Source organism: Streptomyces sp. NPDC093261, from assembly GCF_044753645.1.
Classification (GTDB): Bacteria; Actinomycetota; Actinomycetes; order Streptomycetales; family Streptomycetaceae; genus Streptomyces.
In genome coordinates this window covers 1-3385 of record NZ_JBIVNO010000048.1, presented here as the reverse complement: position 1 = coordinate 3385, position 3385 = coordinate 1, and the positions used below count along the sequence as shown (strand labels likewise).

General features: G+C 73.4%; 1 pseudogene. It reads right to left on the bottom strand.

The features are described 5' to 3' along the window. A pseudogene (locus ACIP94_RS38360) lies at positions 1-3353 on the bottom strand (SDR family NAD(P)-dependent oxidoreductase); the annotation flags it as partial. Positions 3354-3385: the final 32 nt, after the last annotated feature.

The window sequence follows — 3385 nt, the reverse complement described above, 5'->3', positions numbered from 1 at the left end:
GCATCCGGAGCCTGCTCCAGAATCGTGTGCGCGTTCGTCCCCGAGATCCCGAACGACGACACCGCCGCCCGCCGCGGCCGCTCCACCACCGGCCACGCCCTCGCCTCAGTCACCAGCTCGACGTCACCGGCTTCCCAGTTCACCCGGGACGACACTTCGCCGACGTGCAGCGTCTTCGGCAGTTCGCCGCTGCGCAGCGCGAGGACCATCTTGATGATGCCCGCGACACCGGCGGCGGCCTGTGTGTGCCCGATGTTCGACTTCACCGAACCCAGCAGCAACGGCGTCTCACGGTCCTGCCCGTAGGTCGCCAGCAACGCCTGCGCCTCGATCGGATCACCCAGCGACGTACCGGTGCCGTGCCCCTCCACGACATCCACGTCCGCGGGTGACAGCCCCGCGCTCACCAGCGCCTGCCGGATCACGCGCTGCTGGGACGGTCCGTTCGGCGCCGTCAGGCCGTTCGACGCGCCGTCCTGGTTCACCGCCGAGCCCCGCACCACGGCAAGGATCTCGTGGCCGTTGCGCACCGCGTCCGACAGCCGCTCCACCACCAGCATGCCTACACCCTCGGACCACCCCGTGCCGTCGGCGTCCTCGGCGAACGCCTTGCACCGGCCGTCCGGCGCCAGCCCGCCCTGCCGGGAGAACTCCACGAACAGCCACGGCGTCGTCATCAGCGTCACACCGCCGACCAGCGCCAGCGAGCATTCTCCACCGCGCAGTGCCTGCGTCGCCCAGTGCAGTGCCACCAGCGACGACGAGCACGCCGTGTCCACGGTAACCGCCGGTCCTTCCAGACCGAGCGTGTACGAGAGGCGGCCGGACAGCACGCTGGCAGCGAGGCCCGTGCCGGTGTGTCCCTGGCGGCCGGCCTCGGTGCCGGCGAGCACGTCGCCGTAGTCCTGGCCGTTCGTTCCGACGAAAACGCCCGAGGAGCTGCCGCGCAGCGACAGGGGATCGATCCCCGCGCGTTCCAGTGCCTCCCACGATGTCTCCAGCAGGAGTCGTTGCTGCGGGTCCATCGCCACCGCCTCCCGCGGGGAGACCTCGAAGAACTCCGCGTCGAAGCCGGCGATGTCGTGCAGGAAGCCACCCCGTTGCGTGGCGCTGCGGTCCGGCCGGTCCCCTGCGAGACCGTCCAGGTCCCAGCCACGGTCCGTGGGAAACGGCCCGATCGCGTCGCTGCCATCGGCCAGCAGCGCCCAGAGGGCTTCGGGCGAGTCGATGCCGTTCGGGAAACGGCACGCCATGCCGACGATGGCGATCGGCTCGTCGGTGACGGCGGCGACCGGTGCCGTGACGGTGGTCCTCGGGCTGTCGAGCAGCTGGGCGAGCAGGAGCTCGGTCACCCGGGCCGGGGTCGGGTGGTCGTAGAGCAGGGACGCGGGCAGGCTGAGCCCGGTCACCGCGACAAGCCGATTGCGCAGCTCGACGGAGGCCAGAGAGTCGAAGCCCAGCTTGCCGAACTCACGGTCCGGCGTGATGTCGCCGGGCATCCTGTGCAGCACCGCCGCCACGGCGCCCCGCACCACGCCGGCGACCCGTGCCAGGCGTTGGTCGTGGTCGAGAGCCCGCAGCTCTGCGGCGAGTCCGGACGCCGGAGCGGCGGAGGACTCGGCGAAGCGGCGCGCCTCCGGCAGTGCCGACAGCAGAGGGCGGTGCGGCCGCGGTGTGAGCAGGGTGGCCAGCACGTCGGGGTGGCGCATGTCCAGCACGGTGAGCGTGGGGTCCGGCGCCGTGACGGCCTGACCGAGCACCGTGAGGGCCAGTCGCGGGTCGAGCGCGGCGGCGCCGACGCCCGTCGCGCTGCCGCCCATGCCGTCCCCGGCCCACGCGCCCCACGCCAGCGAGGTGCCGGGCAGCCCCAGCGCGCGGCGGCGCTGGGCGACGGCGTCGAGGACCGCGTTGGCCGCGGCGTAGTTCGCCTGGCCGGGATTGCCGACGGAACCGGCGGCCGAGGAGAACAGGGCGAACACCGACAGATCGTGACCGCGGGTCAGTTCGTCCAGCACCAGCGCCGAGGCGGCCTTGGCCCGGAACACCGTCTCGAACTGTTCTGCGCTCAGCCTGGTCAGCACGCCGTCCGCGAGGACGCCGGCCGCGTGGACGACGCCGGTCAGCGGCTGGTCGGCGGGGATCGCCGCGAGGACGGCCGCCATGGTGTCTCGGTCCGCTGTGTCCGCCGCGACCAGGTCCACCTCGACGCCGGAAGCGGTCAATTCGTCGTGCAGCTCCGTCGCGCCCGGCGCCGTGCCACCCCGGCGGCTCACCAGCACGAGACGTGCGACACCTCGGTCCGCGAGCCAGCGGGCCACGCGCGCGCCGAGCGCACCGGTACCGCCGGTGATGAGCACCGTGCCGGTCGGGGTCCACTCCTGCGCGTCCCCGGCGGGCGCGGGTGTCAGCCGTCGGCCGAGCGCGACGCCCCCGTTGCGGATGGCGACTTCTTCCTCGCCGACGGGATGCGCGAGCAGGGCGGCGCAACGCGTGAGTGCGGCGTCGTCAGGCTCGGCGGGCAGGTCGATCACACCGCCCCACGCGTCCGGGTGCTCGAGCGCGGCAACCCGGCTCAGCCCCCAGACGCCGGCGCGTTCGGGGTACTCGACGGTGTCGCCCTCGACGGCGGCGACGGCGCCGCGCGTGACCGCCCACAGGGGCGCGGTGATGCCGAGCCCGGAGAGAGCGCGGAGCAGCGTGGCCGTGGCAACCGGTCCGGCCGGGTCCTCGGCCAGTAAGGACAGCACGCCCGCGAAGCCCGCGCCCCCTGCGATGGACAGCCGCGCGGCGAAAGCGTCGGCGTCGGCGGTCACCGGTACGTGCACACGGATGGCGCCCGGACCGGCCGCGCCGGCCACGCGGCTCACCCAGGTCTCGTCCGCTCCCTCCGGCACGATCACGAGCCAGATGCCGCGCGGGGCGCCGGTGACGGCTCCGGTCAGCGGTGCCCACGTTTCGCGGTAGCGCACGGCGTCGAGGTCGCGTTCGGTCCGTCGGCGGCGGCGCCATGAGGCGAGCGCCGGCACCACTCCGGACAGCTCCTCGCCGGTGAGACCGAGGCCGGCGGCGAGGCTGTCGAGGTCCTCGCTCTCGATGGCGTCCCAGAACTCGGCATCCACCGGGTCGGTCGCGCCCGGCTCGTCATCGGCCGGCTCGGGCCAGTAGTACTGGTGCTGGAACGCGTAGGTGGGCAGATCTACGCGGGTGGCGTGCAGAGGCCCGAAGAACGCTGCCCACTCGACCGGCACTCCGACCGAGTGCAAGGCGCCGAGCGCGGTGACGACCGACTCCTCCTCGTCCCGGTCTCGGCGCAGTGCGGGAACCGTGGTGACGGCCGCGGTCTCCTGGATCATCGCCGACAGCGTCCCGTCCGGCCCCAGCTCCA